Origin of the sequence: Cryobacterium psychrophilum (genome assembly GCF_004365915.1) — a bacterium.
GTDB lineage: Bacteria > Actinomycetota > Actinomycetes > Actinomycetales > Microbacteriaceae > Cryobacterium > Cryobacterium psychrophilum.
Window position 1 is genome coordinate 2,262,813 of sequence record NZ_SODI01000001.1, and the last position, 26,195, is coordinate 2,289,007.

Sequence of the window (26,195 nt, forward strand, 5' to 3'; positions counted from 1 at the left end):
CTCTGGATACTTGGGACCATGAGCACACGCACGAGTAGTCCCGGCACCCACGGGCCGCGCCTCCGCAAAGCCGACGGAAGCGCCATCCGCGTGCTCGTGGTCGATGACGAACCCACGCTCAGGGATCTGCTCTCGATGGCTCTGCGCTACGAGGGTTGGGAGGTTCGCACGGCCGCCGAGGGGCGGCAGGCGCTCACCGTGGCCCGCGAGTTCCGGCCCGACGCCATCGTTCTCGACATCATGCTCCCTGACATCGACGGCTTGCAGGTGCTTCAACGTGTGCGCGCCGGCGGCCACGAAACGCCCGTGCTCTTTCTCACCGCCAAGGACTCACTTGACGACCGCATCGCGGGCCTCACCGCGGGCGGCGATGACTACGTCACGAAGCCGTTCAGCCTCGAAGAGGTCGTGGCCAGGCTCCGTGGACTGATCCGGCGTTCGACCCTCGCGGTCTCTGACTCGAGCGACCCCCAAATCACCGTCGGTGATCTCATGCTCGACGAAGACAGCTACGAGGTCTTTCGTGCGGGGGAGACGATCGAGCTGACCGCCACGGAATTTGAGCTACTGCGTTTTCTGATGCGCAATCCTCGTCGGGTGTTAAGCAAGGCCCAAATTCTCGATCGAGTGTGGAGCTACGATTTCGGAGGAAAGTCATCCGTCGTCGAGATCTACATCTCCTACCTGCGCAAGAAGATCGATGCGGGTCGTGACCCGATGATTCACACCGTTCGCGGGGCCGGCTACATGCTGAAGACCGCGGAATGAGCGCCCAGGAACCCGGTTCAGAGGTACCTGCTCCCGAGGAGCCTCCGGCCGCGGTTCCCCGACGGCGCAAACGCGCGCGCTGGACCCTGCGGCGTCGACTGGTGCTCACCGTCGTGGGACTGCTCGCCCTCGTGAGCCTCGTGATCGGCGTGGTCAGCGTGGCGATTCTGCGCGCCTCACTGTTGGACCGGCTCGACGTGCAGCTGGCCTCCGCAGCGGACCGTTCCGGCGCGATGATCGGCGGGGAAGACGGCGACCGTGATCGCGCACGCGACTTCTTCCCCACGCCCACAGCGGATGCCATCCTGAGCGGCCCAGCTCAGCCTCCCGGTTTGCTCGCCCTGGTCTTCGATGGAACCACGGTCACGACCGGGTACACCGACGACGTGAGTGGTGCGATCAAGGCGCTCGAGGCGAGCCAGGTGCAGGTGCTTGCCGACCATATCAAGCAGTCGACACCGGTGACCGTTGATCTTGAGGGGGCCCTCGGGCACTACCGCGTTGTCGCTGAAACCAGCCGTACCGGCACGCTGTATCTCGTGGGGCTGCCGCTGTCGGCGGTCGACGGCACGGCCGCGCAGCTGGCGGTCATCATCGCCTCTGTTTCCCTGGCCGGAATCCTGCTGGTGGCCGTGCTCGCCGGCTGGATCGTGCGCCTCGCCCTGCGCCCCCTGCAGCGCGTGACGGCCACCGCCACGCGGGTGGCGTCGTTGCCCCTCGACCGCGGTGAGGTTTCGCTCGTGGACCGCGTTCCGGCCGAGGACACCGACGAGCGCACCGAAGTGGGGCAGGTGGGGCTCGCCCTCAACCGCATGCTCGACCACGTGGATGTGGCGCTGGAGACGCGGGAGGCGAGCGAACGCAAGGTGCGCCAGTTTGTGTCCGACGCGAGCCATGAGCTTCGTACCCCCCTGGCTTCGATCCGTGGCTACTCGGAGCTCACCCGGCGCAGCGGCCAGGAGCTGCCGCCCGACGCCATGCACGCGCTCGGTCGCATCGAATCCGAATCCATTCGCATGACCGGACTGGTGGAGGACCTGCTCTTGCTCGCTCGGCTCGACGAAGGCCGCGAACTCGATCTGGGACCGGTCGACCTCACTCGGCTGCTCGTGGATGCGGTGAGCGACGCACACGCCGCCGGCCGAGACCACGTGTGGGACCTTGATCTGCCCCAGGAACCGGTTGAGGCGCTCGGTGACACGGCCAGGTTGCACCAGGTGCTCGCCAACCTGCTCACGAACGCCCGGGTGCACACACCGCAGGGGACCACGGTGACGGTGGCACTGTCGTCAGAGGGCGACCGGGCCATTGTCACGGTCACCGACGACGGCCCCGGCATTCCCGAAGACCTGCGGTCCACCCTGTTCGAGCGGTTTGCTCGCGGTGACAGCTCGCGGTTCCGTGGCGCCGGCGGCAGCACGGGCCTCGGCCTCGCGATCGTGGCGGCCGTTGTGGCCGCACACCACGGTGAGGTCGCGGTCGAGAGCGCCCCCGGCCACACCGAGTTTCGTCTCTCACTGCCCCTCGCCCTCGGCTGACGCCCTCGTTAGCCAGCCGGTGCCACCAGCTGGCGCCCTCGCCCCTTGCCGCACTCCTTAGAACCCGCGGCACTCGTTGCACCGAGTGCCGCGGGTCGCAAGAAGTGCCGCGAGTCGTTCTGAGCCTGAGCGACGGTTTCGTACTGCTGCAGTCAGCGTGGGGGGCGCGTGCGAACGCGTTAAAAATGCCGTGAATTTCCGGGCACACCGCTTATGTAGTGTCGAAACAAGGGGATCTCGTGCACAATATTTTCGGTCGGCTCAGGCGTCACAGCTTGAAAGCCGCATTGGTCATGGCCAGCGCCGTTGCGCTCAGCGGCCTCGTCGTTGCCGTGCCCGCGCAGGCGGCCACATGCGTTCGGGTCGCGGAGTCGGTGTCAACCGAGGTCGCGGCCGCTGAAATGGAATCCACGACGACCGTTTCCGGGATAATTACCGGTCAGGCGTCGCCTGGCGGAGTGTCGACTGCGATTGACGGTGCTCAGGTGGTGTTTCAGGGCTTCGTTTCTACAACTGGGATGGACGGGGTACCGCTAGTCGGCCTCGGCGCCCTTGGTCCGGTGCTCAGTGATTCGGCCGGAAAATACACCGCTGAGCTTCCTCCGGGCACGTGGAAGATCGGCGTCTCAGCGGATGGTTTTTTTCCGAGACATTACTGGGATACTGATGCCCAACAGATCGAGGTCAAAGCCGGTGACGCTGCTCGTGCCGACAATAATATTGGCCTTGCAGCTGGAGTAAAGGTATCTGGAATCCTCACTCAGAAGGCCACAAACGGAGCTGTCACCCCGCTTGCAGATGTTGACGTCACTCCGCTCAGGTTGGAGGGAATCGTCGATTACTCCTCAATGGGGCGTACTAGTTCCGATGGAAGCTACACCAGGCTGGTGCATCCCGGTCGCTACAAAATCGGGTTTGGCACCTATTCGAGTATTGGGTCGTTCATTCCCGAATACTTTGACAACACTCTCGATATCGATGAAGCAACGATCATCACCCCCGTCATTGGTACGCCCATGGTCATTAACGCTGAACTCGGGTCGCGACCGGCCACCGCATCTGCCACTGTCGGCTTTCACACCGATTCAACCACTAATGGTTGCGCCGACCTCCTGAACTTCACAGACACCGAGAAGTCGTTTACGGTGACAGTCAGAGGAGCGCCGACTGTGGTTACCATCCCCGCCGGAAAAGCCGTCTATCACTGGTTCGGAGAGCTCAAGCCCGGTGAATCAGCCACGGTCACCCTTGATGGCGCTGTTTTGGCAACGTACACCGTTCCGACTCCGACTCCGACTCCGACTCCGACGCCGACGCCGACGAACACCGTGGCGACTTCGACGCCGACGAACACGGTCGCGAAGATCACCATCGCCCAGGACGGAACAGTCCTGATCACCGGTACCGGGTTCAATCCCTTCGAAGAAGTTGAGGTCTGGCTGCATTCCGACCCGATTCTTCTCGGGGTGCTCACGGCCGACGGCAACGGAAACATCAGTGGCAACCTCGCGCTGCCTGCCGGCGTTCCGGCCGGAAACCACAACGTTGTTGTCGGCGAGGGTCTCACCGGATTCAGGCTCAACGGCCGTAACCGTTGCAGTCGACGGAACGGTCACTCTGACGCCGGTGGCCACCTCCACGGCCTCCGCACTCGCCGAGACCGGCGCTCCGCTGAACCCGATGCACTTCGGTGGCCTTGCCGTACTGTTCGCCCTCATCGGAGCTGCCCTCGTGGCCGTTCGCAACCGACGCGCGGTTCGCGCCAGAACCGCGACGGTGTTCTAACGGCACGTTCAGCTGTCAAAACGCGGCCCCGAACGCCGAGCGTTCGGGGCCGCGTTGCTCTACCTAAAGCAGCATTCGTCAAGCCGTCGAAGGCCGGAACGATCGCCCTGTGGCTCACGGTTCTGACCATGGTTTTCTTCGTTCCAGATGCGATGATGCGCTGGGTCTTGCCCAAGGACGCACTGCTCGCCCTCGCGGTGGTCAGCGGCTCCCTGGCTGTGGCCCGTGGCCGCCTACCCCGGTGGTTTGTGATTCTCATCGCCGCAGCGGGAGGGCTCCTCCTTGTGGCTGTCCTGGTCTCGGCAAACCCGGCCGCGCAGCTATGGGGGAGCTGGCCCCGCTACGAGGGTCTCGTCGCGATGCCGGTCTATGTCGCCGCGGTGTGGCTGGGAGCTCGCCTGATCGGACCCAGTATTGAGCCGGGAGGACTACGCACCCTGCACCGTGCCGTCGTCGTGGCCGCGGCGCTCATGGGCGCCGTTTCGTTGATGGAATCGGTCGGGCTCAGCCCCATTCCCTCGGACCTCGCCCGGCCGGGCGCGCTCACCGGCAACGCCACGGATCAGGGAATCGCGGGCGCCTTGTGCGCAGCGGTTCTGCTCCTGCCGCTGATTCGAGCGTGGTCTGGCGGTGCCACGCGCGCACCGCTGGCCACTCGGCTGGCCCTCACGGGGGCCTCGTCGGTGGCCTCACAGCCGTCATCGTCTCGGCCTTCCTGGCGGGGTTCTCGCCATCGCGGTGGTGGCCGTCGTGATCGGCGTGAGTGAAATCATCCGCTTGGCCCGGGGTGGAAAGCGGTGCGAGCTGCTGCGCTTTCTGGGGATCGCCGGTGGTGCACTCGTGCTGCTGGGGGGTGCGATGCTGGCTGTGCCCCTCACCCGCAGCAGACTGCTCGGTTCCAGCCCGCTGTCGGCGAGCAGCGTGGAGGACCGGTTCGGCATGTGGTCGGAGAGCCTCAAGCTCCTCGCCAGTCGCCCGTTCAGCGGAGTAGGCCCCGGTGGATTCGCGGTCGCCATCGTTGCCGAACACGACCGCAGCTGGCACGCCCGAGTCGGCAGCGACATGACCCTTGACTCTCCACACAACTGGCTGATTCAGGTCGCCCTTGACGGTGGGGTGTTCTATCTCGCCGTGATTCTCGCGATCGCCGTGGGCATCGTCGTGGTGGCACTGCGCCGATGGCGTGGTCTGAGCGCAGCCGGCAACCTCGGCGGGGCAGACTTCGTGATCGGTGCGCTTGCGGCGGTTGCCGCTTACGCGGTGGCGCTGCTCACGCACTTCACCGCTCCGGCCACGGCTATTTTCACGGCTCTGCTTTGCGGCGTCCTTATTTCAGCGGATGCTGCCACCGGCTTTCGCGCCCGCCCGCTGTTCGCGTCACACCGCTCAGCATGGCGCCGCGCGCGAACCGTACTGCTCGCGGTGTGGCTGGCGTGGTTGGTACTCGTTGCGGGGGCGGAGGTGTCGCTGCAGGACGGCCTCGCTGCCACGCGCACGGGTGACGTCGTCGCCGCGCAGACGGCGTTCACGCGCGCACAATCGTTCCGCCGCTGGGACGCGGACGTGACCAGCATCGCCGCACAATCGTTCACCGCGGCCGCCGCGGGCGGTCTGCCCGGTGCCGCACCAGAGGCACTGAGCTGGGGCGAACGGGCCCGGGCGAGCCTGCCGGACAACGTCTCGGCGGCGAAGGCGCTTGCTGCGGCCCGGCAGATCAGCGGCGATCTGCCGGGTGCGGAAGCGACGCTGCGTGAGCTGGCGAAACTGGCGCCGTTCGACGCATCTGTTGCGCGGCAGCTTGGCGAGGTTCTCATGATGCAGGGCAAAGGTGCGGCCGCCGATCGGGAGTACACTCGCGCGGCAGGCCTGCCCGATGCATCCGCTCGCTAATGGCTCGCGGCACGTGTTGGCAGCCACGGCACGAGTCGCAACCAGTGCCGCGGGCCGCGAGGAGTGCCGGAGGGGTCGCAGCGAGGGCCGCAACCGCCGCCGCGCGCTACGGGGTGTTGAGCTGGGCGAGCAGTCGGGCGAACTCGTGCAGGTCGTCGGCGGACCAGGTGGCCAGGCGGCGGTGCACGATGGCCGTGTCCCCGGCGCGCAATTCGGCGAGTTTGGTCTCGGCGAGGGGCGTCGCGGCCAGGAAGTGCGCACGCCCGTCGTTCGGGTCGGGTTCGGTGCGGAGGAGCCCGAGCTCGCAGAGTGGCTTGATATGGCGGCTGATCACGCTCTTGTCCACGGCAAGGGCGGCACCGAGGGCACTGGCATGCGTGGGGCCAATGCGGGCGATGTGCCGCAGCATTTTGAGCCCGAAGGCCTGCATGCCGGGATCGATGCTTGCCGCAGCCACGCGCTGGGCCGCACGAATGTGTCCGGCGAGTACGCTCATCTGTTCGATGACCTCGCCGATCATGGCCGCGGTGGCGGGGTCGGTGGGTTGCTCAGTCGTCACTCTTACCATCACAGGTCGGGGCGGTGCGCTGGGGGTACCACCCGAATTGATCCCGTCGGGGTGTTCAGCCCGACGGGCGTGAGGCCGGCGGATCCCGAACTCACGTCGATCAGGATATCTTCCATATCCGCAAGTTCGTGTTCAGCAGGGGCCCGGGCGTCCGCTTCACGATCGAGCTTTTCGGAGTGCGCCCGGGCGATGGCCGTCTTGCCGCCGAGCGGGATATTGGGCAGCAGCGTCACCATGATGAGCGTGATCACGGCGAGTGGGGTGCCGAGCAGGAAGACGGTGCCCGCGCCGGAGCCGTACGCGGACTCCACGATGACGCGAAGTGATCCCGGCAGCGCCGAGATGCTCGGGATCGTGCCGGTGCCGATGCTGCCGGCCGCAAGTATCTGCTGCTCGGGGGTGAGCGTTCCGATGCCCGATCGGATGTGATCGGCCACGACGGTGCCGAGCACGGAGCCGAGCACCGACACGCCGACCGTGCCGCCGAGGCTGCGGAAGAAGGTGATGCCGCTGGTGGCAACGCCGAGGGTTTTCACATCGATGGCGTTCTGCACGACGAGCACGAGGTTCTGCATGAGCGAGCCGAGGCCAGCGCCGAGAATGAACATGAATACGCCCACGAGCACAAGGTTGGTCGTGGACGTGAGGGTTCCGAGCAGCAGCTGGCCCATGATCACGAGCGTGGCGCCCGTGATCATGATGGCCTTCCACTTGCCGGTGCGGCTGATCAGCGTTCCGAACGCCGTCGACGACACGAGGAACCCGCCCATCATGGGAATGGTGAGAAGCCCCGACTGCGTGGGCGTGGCGCCGCGCGCGAGCTGCATGTACTGGCTGAGAAAAAGGGACGTGCCGAATAGGGAGACGCCGACCGCGATGCTGGCAACCGTCGCGATGCTGAACGTGCGGTTCTTGAACATGGCGAGCGGAATGATGGGGTCCTTGACCGTCGCCTCCACGATGACCGCAGCAACGAGCAGTAGCACCGCAGCGCCGACCATGACGACGGAGACAACGGATGCCCACTCGAACTGCGATCCCGCCAGCGTCACCCAGATCATGAGGAGCGACACGCCCCCGGCGATGAGAACGGCGCCCAGGTAGTCGATGCGCACCACGCGCTTGACCCGCTCGGGCAGGTGCAGCGTGCGCTGCAGCAACACGATGGCCACGATGGCGACCGGAAGCGCGATGAAGAAGTTCCAGCGCCAACCGAAGGCATCCGTTATCACCCCACCGAGGAGCGGGCCACCCACGGTGCCGAGTGCCATGACGGCGCCGAAGAGGCCGGCGTACTTGCCGCGGTCGCGGGGGCTGATGATGTCCGCCATGATGATCTGGCTGAGCGCCGCGAGGCCGCCGGCACCGAGGCCCTGCAGCACGCGGAAGCCGATGAGAGTTCCGGTGTCCTGCGAGAAGCCGGCCAGTGCCGAGCCGAGAACGAAGATGACGAGGGAAAGCTGAATGAGCAATTTGCGGTTGAACAGGTCGGCGAATTTGCCCCAGATGGGTGTGCTCACGGTGGTGGCAAGCAGTGTGGCGGTGATGACCCACGTATAAGAGGACTGCCCGCCGTGCAGGTCGGCGATGATCACGGGTAGCGAGGTGCTCACGACCGTGCCCGCGAGGATCGAGACGAACATGCCCAGGAGGAGGCCCGACAGCGCCTCAAGCACCTGACGGTGGGTCATGCTGCCGTCGGCCGCGATGGTCGGGCGGGGTGGAGCGATGGTGCGGCGTGCGCGTGGCATGAAAAGGCTCCCGAATCTAGTTGACAACAATCAACCATATAGACATAGTGGATAAGTGTCAACTACTTTCGGTGAGCGGATGCCGCCCTCGAGTTGCACCGGACCCGCGCGTGGCATAGAGTAAACCTCAGCCACAGACCGCCGGTCGTTGCTCTGCGCAGAAATGCACGGGGTGACCGAAAGTTCATTCACGTGAACGGCCCGCGCAGGTGTTCGAAGTAAATTTTCAGTCTTATGGATTGTGACCCAGCTCCGGCGCCCTGCGTTGGAGCTTTTTTCATGTCTGCACTCGGGGCTACCCGGCACATGACTATTAAGAGGAGCACCATGGCGAACAAGGAAGCAACGGTCGCCGAGCTCACGGAGAAATTCCAGAGCTCGACCGCCGTACTGCTCACCGAGTACCGCGGTCTCACTGTTGCGCAGCTGAAGAGCCTGCGCAAGTCCATCAGTGAGGACGCCACGTACGCCGTGGTAAAGAACACGCTCACCAAGATTGCGGCCAACAAGGCCGGCATTACCTCGTTTGACGAGGAACTTGTCGGACCGTCCGCCATCGCCTTCGTGCACGGAGACCCCGTCGCCGTCGCGAAGACCCTGCGTTCCTTTACCAAGGCACACCCTCTCCTGGTGGTTAAGAGCGGTTACTATGACGGTAGCCCGCTCACCGCAGAAGAGGTCGGCAAGCTTGCCGACCTCGAGTCCCGCGAAGTGCTGCTGGCCAAGCTTGCCGGCGCCTTCAAGGCCTCTCTCTTCGGAGCCGCTTATCTCTTCCAGGCACCGCTGTCGAAGGCTGTTCGCACCATCGACGCGCTGCGTGAGAAGCAGGAGTCCGCGAACTAGGCATCTGCCTCGTCTCGCGGTATTGAATTTTTAAGAAACTAGAAGGAGTACATCATGGCAAAGCTTTCCACTGAAGACCTGCTTGAGCAGTTCAAGGGCCTCACCCTCATCGAGCTCTCCGAGTTCGTCAAGGCATTCGAGGAGACCTTCGAGGTCACCGCAGCAGCTCCCGTCGTAGCAGCCGGAGCCGCTGGCCCCGCCGCCGAGGTTGAAGAGGTTGAAGAGCAGACCGCATTCGACGTCATCCTTGACGCCGTTGGCGACAAGAAGATCCAGGTCATCAAGGTTGTGCGCGAGCTCACCAGCCTGGGCCTCGGCGAGGCCAAGGCCGTTGTCGATGGCGCGCCCAAGGCCGTCCTCGAGGGCGTTGCCAAGGATGCAGCCGACAAGGCAAAGGCAGACCTCGAAGCTGCAGGAGCAACCGTAACCCTCAAGTAGTCGGTGCCCCTTCAGGGGCTCTACTGATCGAGATTTACGGCCTGTCTTTCCACAAGCCAGTATGAACGGGCGCCATCTCCGAAAGGAGATGGCGCCCGTTTGTCGTCCCGCCCGGGCGGGACTGACTCAGCCCTGGCTCAGTCCCGCCGGGGGTGCGCTCGTGCTCGAGCGGATCACGAGATTGGTCTCGAGAATCGTTGACGCGCTCTCGTCTTCGGGGCTCGGGGCCTCGAGGTTGGCCAGCAGGGAGTTGACCGCGAGTCGACCCTGGTTGCGTGGGTGCTGTTCAAGGGTCGTGAGCCGGAACATCTCGGCGTGGGGATGCCCGTCGATGCCGATGACGGAGAGTTCGGACGGAACGAGGATGCCCAGCTCCCTGGCTGCCACGATGAGCCCAATGGCGATCTCGTCGCTTGCGGCAAAGATGGCGGTGGGGCGACGACGTGGGTCTCCGAGCACGCTGCGCCCCAGGTAGTAGCCGCCGGGCACGGTGAGTTCGCACGCGTAGAAGCAGTTGCTGGTGGGGACCTCGGCGGCGCGCATGCCTGCGAGAAAACCGATGAGGCGTTTGCTGTGCACGGCGAAGTCCATCTGTTCGTCCTGGCTGCCGCCAATGTGCACGATCTCCTTGTGTCCGAGACTCAGTAGATGCTCGGTGGCGAGCCGGGCGGTGGCGACATCGTCTATCGCGATCGTGGGCACGCCGCGGATGGGGCCGCCGATGCCCACGAGCGGCCGACGCAGCTGATGCAGGTGTTCCACCTCGGCTTCGCTGAGCTCCACGCCCACCGAGATGACGCCATCGAAGCGCTTGCGCGCCAGAAAGTATTCAAAGACCCGGTCGCGTTCCGGCGAAGCCTGTGGCAGGTTGTACAGCGTCATGTCGTAGCCCTGCTCAAGCAGGGCCTGCTCAACGCTTTCCAGCACCTCGGCGAAGAACCACCGGCTGATGTACGGGATGATCACGCCCACATTCTTGGTGCGACCCGTCACGAGGCTCGCGGCATTGGGGGAGACGACGTAGCCGATCGTGCGCGCGGCACTGACCACCCTGGCGCGGGTCTCCTCGGAGACGTATCCCTTGCCGCTGAGGGCCCGGCTGGCAGTGGCCTTGGCGACATTGGCAAGACGTGCAACCTCCGCTATGGTGCTCATATCAACCTCCGCCCGTGGACCCGTCAAGCACACAATACCGACTGGCGAGCGCGACTGGAACCGGTTCCACGAAATTGAACGTCTTGCGGGGCTGGTTTGCGCCTCCGGCGGGGAAGAGCCGGGCGCTGTCCCCGATCTTTGCCATTTTGTAACATAAACGGGCTTGCGTACGGCCCGACGGTAACGTAATTTATCGTGTGGAACCGGTTCCCGAGTTCCACACGAGCGTCATGTATGTACGGCAGAACTGTCCATCTGCAGAGCACAAATACTCAATGAGGAGAAAAATATGCGGTCTTCCCTGCGCCGTCGAATCATCACTCCGATCGCCATCGCGGCGGTCGCAGGCCTGACGCTCGCCGGTTGTTCCGGAGGTCCCGGGTCCACCACGTCCGACGCTGGTGCCGAAGGAGATGGCGTCGTCACGGTCTACAGCACAATCGCTGATTTTGAAGCGGAGCAGCTTGAGAAGTCGTGGGCCGACTGGGAAAAAGAAAACAACATCGACATTCAGTACGAATTCTCGAAGGAATTCGAATCCCAAATCGCTATTCGCGCCCAGGGCGGAAATCCCCCCGACATAGGAATCTTTCCGCAGCCAGGTCTCCTGGCCGATTTGGCCAGCCGCGGGTTCATCAAACCGGCCCCGGCCGCAGTTGAAGCCAACGTCGACGAGTATTGGTCTGCCGACTGGAAGGGCTACGGCACAGTCGACGATGTCTTCTACGGTGCACCCTTCAAGGCGAACCTCAAGGGCTTCATCTGGTTCTCCCCGGCCAAGTTCACGGAGTGGGGCGTTGAGGTTCCCGAGACGTGGGACGATCTCCTGGCCGTGACGAAGACAATTCAGGAGAAGACCGGGGCCGCTCCGTGGTGCGCCGGATTCGGTTCGGGTGATGCAACTGGCTGGCCGGGAACAGACTGGGTCGAAGACCTCGTGTTGCGTCAGTCTGGAAAGGATGTCTACGATCAGTGGGTGGCCAACGAGGTCCCGTTCACGGACCCAGCCATCAAAGATGCATTTGATGCCGTTGGCGATATTCTGCTCAACCCCGCCTATGTGAACGCCGGATTTGGCGACGTGAAGTCGATCAATAGCGTCCCGTTCGGTGACGTTGCAACGCCCATCGTTGACGGCACCTGTGCTCTGACCCACCAGGCGTCCTTCTTCGATGGCTTCCTCGCTGACGCGGGCGGCAACGTCGGTCCGGATGCTGACATCTGGGCGTTTATGACGCCGTCCATCGAAGCTGGTGGCAAGGCGGTCGTCGGTGGTGGCGAGATCGTCGGAGCATTCACCGATGACGCGGACACCCAGGCCGTTCAGGAGTACCTGTCGACACCGGAATGGGCGAACAGCCTCGTGTCGATCGGCGGAGGCATCAGCGCCAACAATGGCGTTGACCCCGACCTCGTCGACAGCCCGATCCTGGCGGAATCGATCAGGATCCTCCAGGACCCCGACACGACCTTCCGCTTCGATGCCTCCGACCTGATGCCCGGTGCCGTTGGCGCGGGAACGTTCTTCAAGGGCATCGTGAGCTGGATCAACGGCACGCCCGTCGAGGAAGTGCTCACGAGCATCGAGGCCGGTTGGCCGTCGTCGTAGCCGACGCGTAACACCGTCAGCAAGCCTGCCTCGAAAAAGTGTGGGCCACCCGAGAGATCGGGTGGCCCACACTCAGAGGCGGGTGTAGCGTAACGGTAAGTTTTTGGCCTTGCCCCAGGCGATTGCTCAGAGTTCGCCGTCGTACTCGAAAGGTTCACATGTCCGCTTTCTTCGCCTGGCTGGCACAATTGCCACCTCTGGCCCAGGTGCCTATCGTGATTGCCGCCTTCGCCGTCGTCGTCGGTGCGATCCTGTTCTTCGTCGAGATCGCGCCTCGTCCCGGCAAGGTCTATACGATCATTCGCCTCGCGGTGTGTGTGCTTCTGCCGTTGCTGCTCCTTGCGCTTGCCGGTTCATACCCGATCGCCATCGGCGCCGCCGCGGTGCTGGGCGGAGTGTTCTTCCTGATCGACTACCGCGGGCGCAAGGGTGCTGGTTACCTCTTTCAGCTCATCGGGTTTCTCGCCCCCGCGGTCCTCCTCCTCGCCATCGGACTCATCATCCCGACCGTCCAGACCACCGTGCAGGCGTTCCAGAACTCTCGCGGAACCGAGTTCGTGGGCCTGGAGAACTTCGTCTGGGTCTTCACCCAGCCCAACAACGTGCGCATCATTCTCAACACGATCGTCTGGGTGCTGTTCGTCCCGACGGTATCCACTGTGGCCGGCCTCGCTTACGCCGTGTTCATTGACAAGAGCCGCGGCGAGAAATACTTCAAGATCCTCGTCTTCATGCCGATGGCTATCTCCCTCGTCGGTGCCTCCATCATCTGGCGCTTCATCTATACGGCACGACCGGCCGACCAGGAACAGATCGGGTTGCTGAACGCCATCGTCGTGGGGCTCGGTGGACAAGCGGTCAATTTCCTCGCGGTGTCTCCGTGGAACACCCTGTTCCTCATCGTCATCCTCATTTGGGTACAGACCGGTTTCGCCATGGTCGTTCTGTCCGCGGCCATTAAGGGCGTACCGATCGAGCAGCTGGAGGCCGCCGAACTCGACGGTACCAACGCGTGGCAGAAATTCACCAACGTGACGGTGCCCGGCATCCGCAGTGCCCTGATTGTCGTGCTGACGACCATCTCCATCGTGTCCCTCAAGGTCTTCGACATCGTGCGCACCACAACCGCCGGAACGAATGACACGAGCGTCATTGCCAATGAGATGTACACCCAGTTCAAGAACTTCGAGCAGGGGCGTTCTGCCGCCTTTGCGCTGATCCTGTTCCTGCTCACCGTACCGATCATTGTCTTCAACGCTCGCCAGATCAAGAAGCAGAGGGAGATCCGATGAGTACGGTTATTCCGGCAGAAATGCCCACCGATGATGCCACGAAACGACAGCTGCGCCGGGGTGTGCGCCGCGCCGAATCGGTGGCGTTGCGCGGGGCCAAGAAGCGGCTCACGAGCCGCGGAGCGACCATCGCGGCGCTCGTCATCGCCGTGTTGTGGTCCATTCCCACGTTCGGACTCCTCGTCTCCTCGTTCCGTCCCGCTCAGGAGGTGCGCACCACGGGCTGGTGGACCATCTTCCAGAACCCGGGCCTCACCCTCGACAATTACACGGCGGCCCTCGCTGCCGGCAACAGCCAGCTCGACCTGGCCGGCGCGTTCATCAACTCGATTGCCATCACGCTCCCGGCTACGCTCATCCCCCTGATGATCGCGAGCCTCGCGGCCTATGCCTTCGCGTGGATTGACTTTCGCGGCAGGAACCTGCTCTTCATCGGCGTATTCGCCCTGCAAATCGTTCCCATTCAGATGGCCCTCGTGCCCTTGCTGCAGTTCTTCTCTGGTGGAACGCTCTTCGGATTCCCGGTCGTTGAATCGCTCGCGGCAGGGAGCGGATACACCCAGGTGTGGATCGCCCACAGCATGTTCGCGCTGCCACTGGCCATCTACCTGCTGCACAACTTCATCTCCGAGATCCCCGTCGAGGTCATCGAGGCGGCTCGGGTGGACGGCGCCGGACATGGACAGGTTTTCCTCCGCATCGTGCTTCCGCTCACCATGCCCGCCATTGCGTCGATCGCGATCTTCCAGTTCCTGTGGGTGTGGAACGACCTGCTCGTGGCGCTGATCTTCGCCGATGGCGCCGTCGCACCCATGACCAAGCTGCTCGCCGAACTCTCGGGCGCGCGGGGACAAGACTGGCATCTGCTCACCGCCGGTGCGTTCCTATCGATCCTGGTTCCGCTCATCGTGTTCTTCGCGCTGCAGCGCTTCTTCGTCCGTGGCCTCCTGGCCGGCTCGACGAAGGGGTAGACCCGACGGCACGACATGGCAGGCGGCGTGGGCACCTTCGGGTGCAGGCGCCGCCGGCCATTGCTGTGTGCTGCGCCACCGGCATCCGCTGACGGTCTCCGACCCGGTGCGAGCGCGTCGGCGGCTGAGCCTAGAGTGAGCGTATGAGTTCAATGCACGGTTCGGGAGGCTCGGGGCCGGCCCCACAGGGTCAGCGCTCGCGCATCATGCGCGGCGACGTGGCGGGCCAGCGTGCCCGAAACGCGGAGGCCCCGAAGGTTCCCAACCTGCTGCCGCGCATACTCTCGCTGTTTCACGCGCACCGGCTCGCGCTCAGCGTGACCGTCGTGCTCGTGCTGGTGGCCGCCGCGCTGTCGGTTGTGCCGCCGCTGCTCACCCAGCGCGCCTTCGACGAAGGGCTGTTCCCGCCGGGTGGCGAGCCGAACGTACCCCGATTGGCGGCGCTCGTTGGCCTCATGATGGCCATCTACGTGCTGTCGGCGCTGCTCGGCGTGTGGCAGACCTGGCTCACCGCGAACGTGGGCAACAAGGTGATGGGCGACATGCGGGTGCGCCTGTTCACGCACCTGCAATCGATGGAACTCAACTTCTTCACCAAGACGAAGACCGGCGTGATTCAGTCGCGCCTGCAGAACGACGTGGGTGGCGTGGCCAACGTGCTCACCAACACCGTCTCGAGCGTGCTCGGTAACGTCGTCACGGTGCTCGCCGCGTTCGTCGCGATGGTGTTGCTCAACTGGCAGCTCACAATCGTGGCCGTCATCCTCATGCCCGTGCTCGTGATCGCGCAGCGTCGGGTGGGCCAGGTGCGTGCCCGAATCGCCGCGAAGACGCAGGAATCGCTGTCCGACATGACGGCGATCACGCAGGAGTCGCTGAGTGTGTCGGGGATCCTGCTGTCGAAGAGTTTCACGCAGCAGCCCACCGAGATCGCGCGCTACGCCAGGGAGAACGGCAACCAGATACGACTGCAGGTGAGCCAGACGATGAGTGGCCAGTGGTTCTTCGTGATGGTGAACATTTTTCTCTCCAGCATCCCGGCCATCGTGTACCTCGTGGCGGGCGCGCTCATGTCCAGCGGAACAACCGATGTGACCCCTGGCACGATCGTGGCCTTCACGACCGTGCAGGCGCGCCTGCTGTTTCCGCTCATGGGCCTGCTCCGTGTTGTTCTCGACCTGCAGACCTCGAGCGCCCTCTTCGCGCGCATCTTTGAGTACCTCGACTTCACGCCCGCCATCGCCGACAAGCCCACCGCGCGCTCGGTTCCCACGAGCGGTGATGCGGCCGGGCGCGTGGAGTTCGATGGTGTGACCTTCGCCTACCCCGACGCGACCGATGAGTCCCCTCCCACGCTCAACAACGTGTCATTCAGAATCGAACCGGGCCAGTTCGCGGCGTTCGTGGGGCCGTCCGGCGCCGGCAAGACCACCGTGTCGTATCTCATCCCACGTTTCTACGAGGCCTCCTCCGGCAGTGTGCGCTTCTCCGGCATTGACGTGCGCGACCTCACCCAGCAGTCCCTCGTCTCCCGGATCGGGATCGTGAGCCAGGAGACCTACCTCTTTCACGCCACCATCGCCGAAAACCTGCGCTACGCGCGGCCCGAAGCGACCGACGACGAACTTGAAGTCGCCGCACGCGCCGCGAACATCCACGACACGATCGCTTCCTTCCCCGCCCGGTACGACACGGTGGTGGGGGAGCGCGGTTATCGCCTCTCCGGCGGAGAAAAGCAGCGCATCGCCATTGCCAGGGTGCTGTTGAAAGACCCACCGGTGCTCATTCTCGACGAGGCCACGAGCGCCCTCGACTCCATCTCGGAGCACGTCGTGCAGCAGGCTCTCGATGCGGCCAGCCACGGGCGAACGACCATCGCGATCGCCCACCGGCTCTCCACCGTCGTGAGCGCGGACGTGATCTTCGTCGTGGACGGGGGGCGCATCGTGGAACACGGCACTCACGAGCAGCTTCTCGCCAGGGGAGCCACGTACGCAAAGCTGTACTCGCGCCAGATCACGGCGTCGCCGGCACCCTCCCTGGCGGGCGGTGCGGGCACCGAGTCCCAGCCGGGCGAAGACTGACTGCGCGGTTCTGCAAACCTGGCGCGCGGGCCGGATTTGAAAGGCGCGTGGCCGTCGAGCAGTTCTCGCCTAGGCTCGCGCGGCCAGCATCTCGGTCATGAGCTTGATTTCACTCTGCTGGCTCGCCACCACGGCCGTCGCGAAGGACCGAACGACGGAGTTGCCTGTGCGGTCCAGCACCGCCTCGGCCATGTCGATCGCGCCTTCATGGTGCGCGATCATCAGGGTGAGAAAGATGCGGTCGGCCTCCACACCCGATGCCGCGGTGAGCGAGGCCATCTGGGCGTCCGTTGCGAGACCCGGCATCGGATCGCCGGGCTGATGCGCCCCGGCATTATCGTGTGTGCCGTCCGTGCTGCCCGGCAGGGTCATCCAGGTCATGGACGCCTCCGGTGGCGCCTGGCTCAGCCCCCAGACGCTTAGCCAGCCGAACATCTGACCGGACTGTTGGCCCTGCGTCGTGACGATGTCGTAACCGAGCAGGCGCACGGCCTCGTCGATGGAACGATCACGAATAAGCAGTCCCAGCTGCACACCCTGGTCGTGGTGCACCTGCATGTCGCGGGCGAATCCGGCCTCGGCGCTCGTGGAGACGGGCATCGGATCGGCGAGGGTGCTCAGTCGCCCCACGGAGAATGCCGACACGCCCACGATCACGGCGGTGAGGATCACCGCCACGAGAACAGCCGTGCGGCCACGGCGCCGCGGCGACTCCGCCTCGCCCTCCACGCCTAGGAAACCTTGCCGGGGGCGTCGACCCCGCCGGAGCATGGCGCGCCGATTTCTGGCGCAGTGCCGCTCTTCCAATACTCTGAGAAGAACTGCGGGAGCCGGGGGTCTTCAGCGGAGTCGAGCTGAAGCTGCACGTTCCAGCCGCTCAGCACGATCGGCGCCGGCGAGTCCTCGAAGGGCGACAGTACGACGTACGTTGAGGGCAGCAGGGCCTTGACGGCGTCGAGCTCGTCGGCACTTATCGCGGGGTCGTAGGTGACCCAAATCGCACCGTGCTCAAGGGAGTGCACCGCATTCTCGCTGGGAATCGGCTGCTCATACACGCCGCAGTTGAGCCACGCGGGGTTGTGCTCGCCGCCCACGGGCGGCTTCTGGTCGTAGGAGACCGGCGTTTCCACGTGGCCGTTGCCGTTCTCAAAAGCGAGGGCGCCCTCGATCTTCTCGCCTGTGCCGCCGCCGGCATAGTTAGGGGCTTGCGGGGTGAGCACGACCATGGTGACGACGAGGCCGACCACGGCCACGCCACCCACAACGGCAGAGATGATGCCGATGCGACGGTTGCGCTTGCTGCGTTTCTGCTGGGCGTGAAAAACCTCGAGCTTCTTCGCGCGCTGGGCAGCGCGCTTCTCCTTCAAACTGGCTTGGTTCACGGGCGAGCCGGGCTGGGGCATGCGAGGACCTCTCATAGCGGTGCAATATCCCTCCGAATCTATCAGCGCGACCCGGTGATCTTCTGTATAAGTCCCCAGAGGGGCCGATAGAGTGGAGACGTGCCTGTGCTTACCGCGTCTTCGTGTCGTTGCTGTTTTTAGCCGACCTTTTGAGCCGTGCCCCGGCTGCCCCGGGAAGCGGCGAAGCGGATGCCCGACATCGCGCTCCCGAGACTTCCCTCCTGCGATCCACGACCGCACGCCGCCGCTTTTCACTTTTACGAGACATCCGATGAAGGACACTCCATGAAGATCGCAAACACCATCCTTGACCTCATCGGCGACACCCCGCTGGTCAAGCTCCACAAGGTCACCGGAGACACCAGGGCGACCGTGCTGGTGAAACTGGAGTATCTCAACCCGGGCGGATCGGCGAAGGATCGCATCGCGGTGCGCATCATCGATGCCGCCGAGCGCGACGGTCTGCTGAAGCCCGGGGGAACGATTGTGGAACCCACCAGCGGCAACACCGGGGTCGGTCTGGCCCTCGTCGCGCAGCAGCGCGGTTACAAGTGCGTTTTCGTGCTGCCCGACAAGGTGGGGGAAGACAAACGCAATGTGCTCACGGCCTACGGGGCAGAGATCGTCGTGACACCGACATCCGTTGCTCCCGATGACCCCGAGTCGTACTACAGCGTTTCTGACCGCCTGGCGCGGGAGATTCCCGGTGCGTTCAAGCCCAACCAGTACTTCAACCCGAACGGTCCGCTCAGCCACTACGAGACCACCGGCCCCGAAATTTGGCGGGACACCGACGGAACCGTGACGCACTTCGTGGCCGGGGTCGGCACCGGCGGAACCATCACGGGAACCGGCCGCTACCTGCGCGAAGTGTCGAACGACGCCGTGCGCATCGTGGGCGCTGACCCCGAGGGCTCGGTGTACTCCGGCGGAACCGGACGGCCGTACCTCGTGGAGGGGGTGGGCGAGGACTTCTGGCCCGGCGCCTACGACCCGGCCGTCGTGCACGAGGTGATCGCGGTCAGCGACGCCGATTCCTTCGCCATGACCCGCCGGCTCGCCCTCGAGGAGGGAATACTGGTCGGCGGTTCGAGCGGCATGGCCGTCGTGGCCGCGCTGCGCCTCGCGGAAACGCTCACCGAGCGCGACACGGTTGTTGTGCTGTTGCCCGACGGCGGGCGCGGCTACCTCGGCAAGATCTTCAACGACGGGTGGATGCGCAGCTACGGTTTCACCAACGCGCCGGCCGGCCACACGGTCGCCAACGTGCTTGAGGCGAAGACCGGCACGCTTCCACCCTTCGTCTACGTTCACCCGAGTGACACCGTTCATGACGCGATCGCGACAATGACGAGCCAGGGCGTATCCCAACTGCTCGTGCTTTCCGCCAAGCCTCCGGTGGTGATGGGTGAAGTGCTCGGCGCCCTCGACGAGCGCACCCTGATGGAACTGGTCTTCTCCGGTGAGGCCCAGCTGACCGACCGGGTCGGCGGCATCGTCGGTGAATCGCTCCCGCTCATCGGCGTGAACGAGCCGGTGTCCACGGCTCGCACGGCCTTTGCCCACTACGACGCGATGCTCGTGACCGACGGCGGCAAGCCGCTCGGCGTGCTCACCCGTCACGACCTGCTCACCTACCTGAGCGTCTAAACCATTCTTTCCAGTGAGGAGCCCACCATGGCCAAGAAAAAGAACTTCGACACCGTCGCCATCCACGCCGGACAGGCATTCGACCCGACGACCGGCGCCGTGATCCCGCCGATCTACCAGACGTCCACTTACGTGCAGGAGAGCATCGGCAACCTGCGCGGCGGGTACGAGTACAGCCGTGGCGGCAACCCCACCCGTAACTCGCTGGAGACCCTGCTCGCGGCCCTCGAAGGCGGAAAGCACGGACTGTCGTTCGCGAGCGGACTCGCCGCGGAGGACACCCTCCTGCGTGCGATTCTCAAGCCGGGTGACCACATCGTGCTCGGCAACGACGTGTATGGCGGAACCCACCGGCTGATTGAACGCGTGCACGGCTCCTCCGGCGTGCGCAACACCACGGTCGATCTGTCCGACCTGCGCGCCGTCGAGAAGGCGATTATCGCCGGCGAGACGAAGATCCTCTGGATCGAGACGCCGAGCAACCCGCTCATGAAGATCAGTGATATCGCCGAGCTTGCCGACATCGGCCACCGCGCCGGCATCGTTGTCGTCGTCGACAACACGTTTGCGTCTCCCGCGCTGCAGAACCCGTTGTCGCTCGGCGCCGACGTCGTGGTGCACTCCACGACCAAGTACCTCGGCGGTCACTCCGACGTGCTCGGAGGCGCCCTCATCATCAACGATGACGAGCTTGCCGAGAAAGTCACCTTCCTGCAGTTCGCCGTCGGCCCGGTGTCGGCTCCGCTCGACGCCTGGCTCACCGTGCGTGGCATCAAGACCCTGTCGGTGCGCATGGACCGCCACTGCAGCAACGCGCAGGCCATCGCCGAGTTCCTCGACGCGCACGCCGCCGTGGAGACCGTCTACTACCCGGGCCTGCCCGCTCACCCGGGCCACGAACTCGCTAAGCAGCAGATGAGCGGCTTCGGCGGCATGATCGCCCTTTCCTTCAAGGGGGGCGCGAAGGCAGCGCGGAAGTTCTGCGAGTCGACCCACCTCTTCCAGCTGGCGGAGTCCCTTGGCGGCGTGGAATCACTCGTGAACTACCCCGCGGAGATGACGCACGCCTCGGTGCGCGGCACCGAACTCGAGGTGGCCGACAACATTGTGCGTCTCTCGGTGGGCATCGAAGACGTGGCCGACCTCATCGCCGACCTGGAGGCCGCCCTCCCGCGCAAGTAGGCCCCCACGCCGCCAGTGGCGCCCTTCGCATCTTCCCGGGCACGCGGAGAGTGCAAAGGGCGCCAGTCGACTGAGGCGGGCAAGCGGATGCCGCAGGCGCGGACGCCGGGTCAGGCGCGGGAGAACTCGGAGGCCCGACGCACCTGCTCGGCGGTGGGACGCACGCCCGTGTAGAGCACGAATTGCTCCTCGGCTTGAACGGCCGCGACCTCGGCCCCGGTGATGACCGGCTTGCCCGCGGCCCGCGCCGCCCGGATCAGCGGGGTCTCCGACGGGGAGGCAACCACGTCGAGCACCCAGGTTGCGGCGGCGACCGTGGCGGCCGGGAAGGACACCTCGTGCGCCTCCGCGCCACCGCTCATGCCCACGGGCGTCACGTTCACGATCAGGCCGGCCTGCAGCTCGCCCACCTCCGGCGCCCACCCGAAGCCGTAGAGGTCGGCAAGAGCGCGGCCGGTGGTTTCGTTGCGGGCCACGATGGTGCCGTCGGTGAACCCGGCGTCATGCAGCGCCGCGGCCACGGCCTTGGCCATTCCACCGCTGCCGCGCAGGAGCACGGACAGTCCGGCGGGGACGGCGTGCTGCGCAAGCAGCAGTTGCACCGCAGTGTAGTCGGTGTTGTACGCCGTGAGGTGCCCGTTGTCGTTCACGATCGTATTGACCGAGTTGATGGCCGATGCCGAGGCATCCATGTCGTCGACGAGGGCGATCACCTCTTCCTTGAAGGGCATTGACACCGCGCAGCCGCGGATGCCCAGTCCGCGCACGCCCGCGACGGCCTGCGCCAGGGCTATGGGGGCGAAGGCCTTGTAGACGAAGTTCAGTGCGAGTTCGTCGTACAGAAAATTGTGGAACCGAGTACCGAGATTGCTCGGACGGGCCGCGAGGGAGATGCACAGCGTCATGTCTTTGTTCAAAATGGGCATACGCCATTCTGGTCGAAAAAATGACCCAGAGTGTCAGTCGCAGCCTGACCGAATGCTGTGCATAATAGGGAGGCGATCATAATTGTGACCGTGCACATACGATCGGGAACCGCCGTGCCGCCTGAGTCGCCCAAGGAACGCGCACCGAGCATTCGGGATGTCGCGAAGCTCGCCGACGTGTCCCACCAGACCGTCTCCCGGGTGCTCAACGATCACCCCAGTATCCGGGATTCCACGAAAGAACGCGTGCTCGCCGCCATGGCCGAGCTCAGCTATCGACCCAATCGGGCGGCACGCGCACTCGTGGCCGGGCGCTCGCACACCATTGGCGTTCTCGCGGCGCGGAACGCCCAGCTTGGTCCGTCGAGCAGCATCGCCGCCATTGAAGATGCGGCGCGTGCCGCGGAGTACTACGTGATTACGGCCAATCTCAACGCGCTCGACCCCGAGTCAATCCGCGATGCCATCGACCACCTCATGAGCCAGTCGATTGAGGGACTGGTCGTGGTTGCCCCGCAGGTTCGAGTGTTCGACGCCCTCGCCAGCATGTCGATCCAGGTTCCGTACGTGAGCCTGCAATCGATCACCGTTACCGGCCCGAGGGCGCTGTCGGTCGATCAGATCGAGGGCGCCCGACTGGCGACCCGACACCTCATCGATCTGGGCCACCGGGAGATTCTGCACCTGGCCGGTCCCCAGGACTGGATCGAGGCAGAGGCACGGATGCGAGGCTTCCTGGACGAGATCGACCGGGCCGAGCTGCGCACCCATCCGCCGATTCTCGGTGATTGGACCGCGGACTTCGGCTACTTCGCCGGCCGGGAGCTCTCCCGTGGCCGGGATTTCACCGCCGTGTTCGCCGCGAACGACCAGATGGCTGCGGGACTACTGCATGCCTTTCGCGACGAGGGGGTGAATGTGCCCGGGGAGGTGAGTGTGGTCGGGTTCGACGACATCCCATTGGCGGCGCACTTCTGGCCGCCGCTCACCACGGTGCACGAGAACTTCACCGAGATCGGTCGACGGGCCGTGGCCCTTCTGCTGGAGGAGGTGCAGGGTACGGACGAAGCCGTCGAGACTCTGCAGACCCTGCCCCGCCTCGTGGTGCGGGAGTCCACCGGCCCGGCTCCCGGTCGGCCGGCTCCGTTACCTAAGCGTTACTAAACGCCGCTTGACAGAGATGCCCTTCACGCCGCAATATTATCAACGATGTGAACGGTCACACGACAAAGTTCACACCACTCACCCATCCGTATTCGCATGACATTGAGGTCAGGCACGTGTTCAGGAAATGTCCTTTTGGCGGTACTATTCCCGCTGTGACGACCGGCGGAATCACTCGATCGGCACTCGCTGAACGAGCGCCCCTGGCGCGTGACGACACATGAATGCCGGCGCAAGGAGTACAACGATGTCGACCCGCCCCACCATCCTGGAGATGCGCTCCATCACCAAGGAGTTCCCCGGCGTCAAGGCCCTCTCCAACGTGTCCCTCACCGTCAAGGCGGCAGAGATCCACGCCATCTGCGGGGAGAACGGCGCCGGAAAATCGACCCTCATGAAGGTGCTGTCCGGCGTGTACCCGGCCGGAACCTTCACCGGGGAGATCGTCTTCCAGGGCAAGCGCGTGCAATTCAAAGACATCCGCTCGAGTGAAGCGGCCGGCATCGCCATCATCCATCAGGAACTCGCGCTCATCCCGGAACTCTCCATTACGGAGAACATTTTCCTCGGCAACGAGATGGTGCGTCACGGGGCAATCGACTGGTCCGCGTCGAAAAGGCGGGCGCTTGAGCTCCTCGCGCGGGTGGGACTGCGCGACGATCCGGACACGCTCATCAAGCACATTGGTGTGGGCAAGCAGCAGCTGGTGGAGATCGCCAAGGCACTGAACAAGGACGTGAAGCTGCTCATTCTCGATGAGCCGACCGCGGCATTGAACGAGGCAGATTCCCAGCACCTGCTCGACCTGATTCGCGGGCTCAAAGGCAAGGGAATCAGCTCGATCATGATCTCCCACAAGCTCAACGAGATTGAGCTGGTCGCCGACACGATCACCATCATCCGCGACGGAAAGACCATCGAGACCCTCGATATCCTGCACGACGGCGTCAACGAGGACCGAATCATTCGGGGCATGGTCGGCCGCAGCCTGGAGAGCCGATTCCCCGACCGCACGCCGCACATCGGCGAGGTGCTTTTCGAGGTGCGGGACTGGACGGTGCAGCATCCGCAGAACCCCGAGCGCATGGTCGTCAAGGGATCGAACCTCACTGTTCGCCGCGGCGAGATCGTCGGCATCGCCGGCCTCATGGGCGCCGGCCGCACGGAGCTCGCCATGAGCATCTTCGGCCGCTCGTATGGCAACTTCCTGTCCGGGCACATGTTCATGGACGGCAAGGAAATCGAGATCCGCAACGTCTCGGAGGCCATCGACCACGGCCTGGCGTATGTCAGCGAGGATCGGAAGGCGCTCGGGCTCAATCTTCTTGACGACATCAAACGCAGCGTTGTCTCCGCCAAACTGTCCAAGATCTCCCGCGGCCCGGTCGTCGACGACTCCCGCGAGTTCGCGATTGCGGAGGAATATCGAAAGAGTCTGCGCATCAAAACTCCCAGCGTTGACGCCGGCGTTGCAAAGCTCTCCGGGGGAAACCAGCAGAAGGTCGTGCTGGCCAAATGGATGTTCACCGATCCCGAGGTGCTCATCCTCGATGAGCCAACTCGCGGCATCGACGTGGGTGCCAAGTACGAGATCTACGGCATCATCCAGGAGCTCGCGGCGCAGGGTAAGGGCGTCATCCTGATCTCCTCCGAGCTGCCGGAGCTGCTCGGCCTTGCCGACCGTATCTACACAATTTTTGAGGGCGCCATCACCGACTGCATCGACGGCAGTGCGGCGGATCCCGAATCACTGATGAAGAGCATGACCTCCGCGAAGAAGAAAGTGCAGAGCAGATGAGTACAGACTCGAATACCAAAACGGGCGGCATCCGCGACCTGAAGAAGCTGTTCGGCGGGGGCGCATCGAACCTGCGCCAGTTCGGAATCCTCTTCAGCTTGATCGGGATCATCGTCTTCTTCCAGATCGCCACCGACGGGCTCACGCTCTCTCCCGGCAACCTGATCAACCTGGTGAGCCAGTACTCCTACATCCTGATCCTCGCCATCGGTATGGTTCTCGTGATCATCGCCGGCCACATTGACCTGTCCGTGGGTTCGGTGGCCGCGTTCGCCGGCATCATCGTGGCGACGTCGATGCAGAGCTGGAACTTCCCGTGGCCGCTCGCCATCGTCTTCGGCCTCTTCGTCGGTGCCCTGATCGGGGCGTGGCAGGGGTTCTGGGTGGCATACATCGGTGTGCCGGCCTTCATCGTGACGCTCGCCGGCATGCTCATCTTCCGCGGTGGAAACCAGCTGATCGGAAACGCGAACACCGTTCCGGTGCCCAAGGGCTTCACGTTCATCGGCGCCGGCTACCTGCCGGAGGTGGGACCGGACTTCGGCTACAACAACCTCACCCTGCTGCTCGGCCTGGTCCTGGCCCTTGCCGTCATCTGGGTCGAGTTCCGAGCTCGTCGCACCCAGAAGGCAATGGGCTCAGAGACCGCACCCCTCTGGGTCAGCATCCTCAAGATCGTGCTGCTCGACGGTGTGCTGATCTTCGCCACGCTGCAGTTCGCCAGCGGTCGCGTCGGAACCAGCTTCCCGGTATCGGGAATAATCCTCGGACTCCTGGTGCTGCTCTACGCCTTCATCTCCCGCAACACGATCGTAGGTCGACACATCTACGCCGTCGGTGGCAACAAGCTTGCCGCCGAGCTCTCCGGTGTGAAGTCGCGCCGGATCAACTTCCTGGTGATGATGAACATGTCGATCCTCGCCTCGCTCGCCGGCATGATCTTCGTCGCCCGTTCCCAGGCCTCCGGTCCGCAGGACGGCCTCAGCTGGGAGCTCGACGCGATCGCGGCCGTGTTCATCGGAGGCGCTGCGGTGTCCGGCGGTATCGGAACCGTGATCGGCTCGATCATCGGTGGCCTGGTGATGGCCGTGCTGAACAACGGTCTTCAGCTCCTGGGTGTCGGTTCCGACCTGGTTCAGATCATCAAGGGCCTCGTGCTTCTCGTGGCCGTGGGTGTCGATGTGTGGAACAAGAGCCAGGGGCGACCCTCGCTCATGGGCTTCCTCACCCGCAATCGCAACGTCACCGAGCCCGCACCCGAGCCGCCGAACGTCGCACCGGATGCCGGCACGCCGGACAGCGCCAGGCCGGCAGACCTTCCCCGCTAACCGTTTTTCCGGCTTTATTCAACATGCCCTCAATGAATAGAAAGTGATTGAA

21 protein-coding genes are annotated in these 26,195 nt (G+C 64.4%); 15 read left to right on the forward strand and 6 right to left on the reverse strand.

Features of this window, described 5'->3' with window-relative positions; translation table 11 throughout:
• The first annotated feature begins 18 nt into the window (after positions 1 to 18).
• From EDD25_RS10660 to EDD25_RS10670, 4 genes are all read left to right on the forward strand, one after another.
• Positions 19 to 768 (forward strand): response regulator transcription factor, encoded by a 750-nt coding sequence (locus EDD25_RS10660; protein ID WP_134173253.1) that lies wholly within the window; start codon positions 19 to 21, stop codon positions 766 to 768.
• Positions 765 to 2,306 carry a sensor histidine kinase gene (locus tag EDD25_RS10665; RefSeq protein ID WP_134173254.1) on the forward strand — a complete coding sequence of 514 codons (1,542 nt, stop codon included), beginning with the start codon at positions 765 to 767 and terminating at the stop codon, positions 2,304 to 2,306. The genes EDD25_RS10660 and EDD25_RS10665 overlap by 4 nt, the downstream gene beginning before the upstream one ends.
• A 275-nt stretch (positions 2,307 to 2,581) precedes the next feature.
• Complete coding sequence (locus EDD25_RS17560) at positions 2,582 to 4,858, forward strand: hypothetical protein (protein WP_166671145.1); 2,277 nt, start codon at positions 2,582 to 2,584, stop codon at positions 4,856 to 4,858.
• Positions 4,851 to 5,981 (forward strand): O-antigen ligase family protein, encoded by a 1,131-nt coding sequence (locus EDD25_RS10670; RefSeq protein ID WP_166671275.1) that lies wholly within the window; start codon positions 4,851 to 4,853, stop codon positions 5,979 to 5,981. Before EDD25_RS17560 ends, EDD25_RS10670 begins: the two co-directional genes overlap by 8 nt.
• A 106-nt stretch (positions 5,982 to 6,087) precedes the next feature.
• Here EDD25_RS10670 and EDD25_RS10675 read toward each other — a convergent pair whose 3' ends face one another.
• Both EDD25_RS10675 and EDD25_RS10680 read right to left on the reverse strand, forming a co-directional pair.
• Positions 6,088 to 6,540, reverse strand: a complete 453-nt coding sequence (locus EDD25_RS10675) for a MarR family winged helix-turn-helix transcriptional regulator (RefSeq protein ID WP_166671276.1) — start codon at positions 6,538 to 6,540, stop codon at positions 6,088 to 6,090.
• An 8-nt stretch (positions 6,541 to 6,548) separates the two neighbouring features.
• Positions 6,549 to 8,240 (reverse strand): MFS transporter, encoded by a 1,692-nt coding sequence (locus tag EDD25_RS10680; protein ID WP_134175372.1) that lies wholly within the window; start codon positions 8,238 to 8,240, stop codon positions 6,549 to 6,551.
• Between the two features lie 387 nt (positions 8,241 to 8,627).
• Between EDD25_RS10680 and rplJ the strand changes: the two genes are divergently transcribed.
• Positions 8,628 to 9,143: a 50S ribosomal protein L10 gene (rplJ, locus tag EDD25_RS10685; RefSeq protein WP_134173257.1), complete on the forward strand. Its 516-nt coding sequence runs from the start codon at positions 8,628 to 8,630 to the stop codon at positions 9,141 to 9,143.
• Positions 9,144 to 9,197: 54 nt separating this feature from the next.
• Positions 9,198 to 9,581: a 50S ribosomal protein L7/L12 gene (gene rplL / locus EDD25_RS10690; RefSeq protein WP_134173258.1), complete on the forward strand. Its 384-nt coding sequence runs from the start codon at positions 9,198 to 9,200 to the stop codon at positions 9,579 to 9,581.
• 126 nt (positions 9,582 to 9,707) lie between these two features.
• Here rplL and EDD25_RS10695 read toward each other — a convergent pair whose 3' ends face one another.
• Positions 9,708 to 10,736 carry a LacI family DNA-binding transcriptional regulator gene (locus EDD25_RS10695; RefSeq protein ID WP_134173259.1) on the reverse strand — a complete coding sequence of 343 codons (1,029 nt, stop codon included), beginning with the start codon at positions 10,734 to 10,736 and terminating at the stop codon, positions 9,708 to 9,710.
• Between the two features lie 289 nt (positions 10,737 to 11,025).
• Here EDD25_RS10695 and EDD25_RS10700 point away from each other — a divergent pair, with 289 nt between their 5' ends.
• The 4 genes from EDD25_RS10700 to EDD25_RS10715 all read left to right on the forward strand — a co-directional run bounded on the left by EDD25_RS10700 (position 11,026) and on the right by EDD25_RS10715 (position 16,692).
• Positions 11,026 to 12,345 (forward strand): ABC transporter substrate-binding protein, encoded by a 1,320-nt coding sequence (locus EDD25_RS10700; RefSeq protein WP_134173260.1) that lies wholly within the window; start codon positions 11,026 to 11,028, stop codon positions 12,343 to 12,345.
• A 158-nt stretch (positions 12,346 to 12,503) separates the two neighbouring features.
• On the forward strand, positions 12,504 to 13,637 hold the full coding sequence (locus EDD25_RS10705; RefSeq protein ID WP_134173261.1) for a carbohydrate ABC transporter permease: 1,134 nt from the start codon (positions 12,504 to 12,506) through the stop codon (positions 13,635 to 13,637).
• Entirely contained in the window at positions 13,634 to 14,608 is a 975-nt protein-coding gene (locus EDD25_RS10710; protein WP_134173262.1) for a carbohydrate ABC transporter permease, read from the forward strand. The genes EDD25_RS10705 and EDD25_RS10710 overlap by 4 nt, the downstream gene beginning before the upstream one ends.
• A 152-nt stretch (positions 14,609 to 14,760) precedes the next feature.
• Positions 14,761 to 16,692 (forward strand): ABC transporter ATP-binding protein, encoded by a 1,932-nt coding sequence (locus EDD25_RS10715; RefSeq protein WP_175182994.1) that lies wholly within the window; start codon positions 14,761 to 14,763, stop codon positions 16,690 to 16,692.
• Positions 16,693 to 16,761: 69 nt separating this feature from the next.
• Here EDD25_RS10715 and EDD25_RS10720 read toward each other — a convergent pair whose 3' ends face one another.
• Positions 16,762 to 17,421: a DUF305 domain-containing protein gene (locus EDD25_RS10720; protein WP_166671277.1), complete on the reverse strand. Its 660-nt coding sequence runs from the start codon at positions 17,419 to 17,421 to the stop codon at positions 16,762 to 16,764.
• A 2-nt stretch (positions 17,422 to 17,423) separates the two neighbouring features.
• Positions 17,424 to 18,095 (reverse strand): DUF3105 domain-containing protein, encoded by a 672-nt coding sequence (locus EDD25_RS10725; RefSeq protein ID WP_241986371.1) that lies wholly within the window; start codon positions 18,093 to 18,095, stop codon positions 17,424 to 17,426.
• 285 nt (positions 18,096 to 18,380) lie between these two features.
• Between EDD25_RS10725 and EDD25_RS10730 the strand changes: the two genes are divergently transcribed.
• Positions 18,381 to 19,745, forward strand: a complete 1,365-nt coding sequence (locus tag EDD25_RS10730; RefSeq protein WP_134173265.1) for a cystathionine beta-synthase — start codon at positions 18,381 to 18,383, stop codon at positions 19,743 to 19,745.
• Positions 19,746 to 19,772: 27 nt separating this feature from the next.
• On the forward strand, positions 19,773 to 20,927 hold the full coding sequence (locus EDD25_RS10735; RefSeq protein WP_134173266.1) for a cystathionine gamma-synthase: 1,155 nt from the start codon (positions 19,773 to 19,775) through the stop codon (positions 20,925 to 20,927).
• A gap of 110 nt (positions 20,928 to 21,037) precedes the next feature.
• Here the strand turns inward: EDD25_RS10735 and EDD25_RS10740 are convergent, their stop codons facing one another.
• A complete protein-coding gene (locus EDD25_RS10740; RefSeq protein WP_134173267.1) occupies positions 21,038 to 21,853 on the reverse strand; it encodes a shikimate 5-dehydrogenase in 816 nt (271 codons plus the stop codon).
• 84 nt (positions 21,854 to 21,937) lie between these two features.
• Here EDD25_RS10740 and EDD25_RS10745 point away from each other — a divergent pair, with 84 nt between their 5' ends.
• The 3 genes from EDD25_RS10745 (at position 21,938) to mmsB (ending at position 26,143) form a co-directional block, all read left to right on the forward strand.
• The gene (locus EDD25_RS10745) at positions 21,938 to 23,017 is read left to right on the forward strand and encodes a LacI family DNA-binding transcriptional regulator (RefSeq protein WP_422386774.1); all 1,080 of its coding nucleotides are present in this window, start codon (positions 21,938 to 21,940) and stop codon (positions 23,015 to 23,017) included.
• Between the two features lie 247 nt (positions 23,018 to 23,264).
• The gene (mmsA, locus tag EDD25_RS10750) at positions 23,265 to 24,815 is read left to right on the forward strand and encodes a multiple monosaccharide ABC transporter ATP-binding protein (protein WP_134173268.1); all 1,551 of its coding nucleotides are present in this window, start codon (positions 23,265 to 23,267) and stop codon (positions 24,813 to 24,815) included.
• Positions 24,812 to 26,143, forward strand: a complete 1,332-nt coding sequence (gene mmsB / locus EDD25_RS10755; protein WP_134173269.1) for a multiple monosaccharide ABC transporter permease — start codon at positions 24,812 to 24,814, stop codon at positions 26,141 to 26,143. Before mmsA ends, mmsB begins: the two co-directional genes overlap by 4 nt.
• Positions 26,144 to 26,195: the final 52 nt, after the last annotated feature.